Annotated in this window: 2 protein-coding genes; both read left to right on the plus strand. The window is 63.6% G+C overall.

Annotated features, from left to right (window positions below; all coding sequences use genetic code 11):
* Window positions 1–65: 65 nt before the first annotated feature.
* Window positions 66–359: a transposase gene (locus ACFYTS_RS36575; protein ID WP_387309771.1), complete on the plus strand. Its 294-nt coding sequence runs from the start codon at window positions 66–68 to the stop codon at window positions 357–359.
* Window positions 326–1,117 (plus strand): IS3 family transposase (locus ACFYTS_RS36580; RefSeq protein WP_387309772.1); only part of this gene is annotated, 792 nt, incomplete at its 3' end. The genes ACFYTS_RS36575 and ACFYTS_RS36580, both read left to right, overlap by 34 nt.

The raw sequence follows: 1,117 nt of genomic DNA on the forward strand, positions 1-1,117 counted from the left end.
TGAGGTGCCTGATGTTCTTCGGACAGTGTCCCAATCTAGGATTGGGTGACTGAACGGAGTGGCTTGTGGCGCAGAGGAAATCGCGGAAGTTCAGCCCGGAGTTCCGGGAGTCGGCTGCTCGGGAGGTGCTGGACAAGGGGCGGTCGTTCGGCGATGTGGCGCGTGATTGCGGGGTGACCGAGCAGACGATCCGGAATTGGGTTCACGCCTTCCGGGTCGAGAGCGGTGAGACCGGTTCGGATTTGTCGACCGATGAGCGGTCGCGGTTGCGGGTGTTGGAGGAGGAGAACCGGAAACTGCGGGAGGAGAACGAGTTTCTGGGAAAATCAGTGGCCTTCTTCGCGAAGAGGTACCTGTAGCGGCGAAATATGCGTTCGTCGCTTCCGAAGAAGGCCATCACGCGATCGCTGACATGTGCCGGTGGGCCGGGGTGTCGCGGTCGGGCTATTACGCCTGGCGTCACCGGGCGCCCTCGGCCACCGACCGCCACCGGGAGAGGTTGAAGGTCGAGGTCCGGTCGTGTTTCACCCATTCCGACGGCACCTACGGGTATCGACGTGTCCACGCCGCGCTGGCCCGCCGGAAGGTATCGGCAGACCCGGATACGATCCGGAAGATCATGCGTGAACTGGGGTTGGTTGCCTGTCAGCCGCGCCCGTTCCGGCCCCCACCACCGTTTGCCGCCGACCAGCTCGGCCACCCGGATCTGGTTCGCCGTGATTTCACCGCCACCGCGCCGGCCCGCAAACTGGTCGGCGACATCACCTACATCCGCACCCGCCAGGGCTGGCTGTATCTGGCCACCGTCCTGGATTGCTATTCCAGGAAAGTGGTCGGCTACGCCATGGCCGACCACATGCAGACCGAACTCGTTGTCGACGCCCTGAACATGGCGGCACGAAATCTCCCGATCCGAGCCGGGGACACCATCTTCCACAGCGACCGCGGCACCCAATACCTGTCCACCGAATTCCGTCGAGCCGTTCGGAAACTCGGCCTCCGACATTCCGTGGGACGCACCGGAACCTGTTTCGACAATGCCTGGGCCGAGTCGTTCAACGCCACCCTGAAAAACGAACGCGTCCACCGCACCCACTATCGGACCCGCGAACACGCC

The sequence above is a fragment of the Nocardia sp. NPDC004151 genome (assembly GCF_042874235.1).
Taxonomy (GTDB): Bacteria; Actinomycetota; Actinomycetes; order Mycobacteriales; family Mycobacteriaceae; genus Nocardia.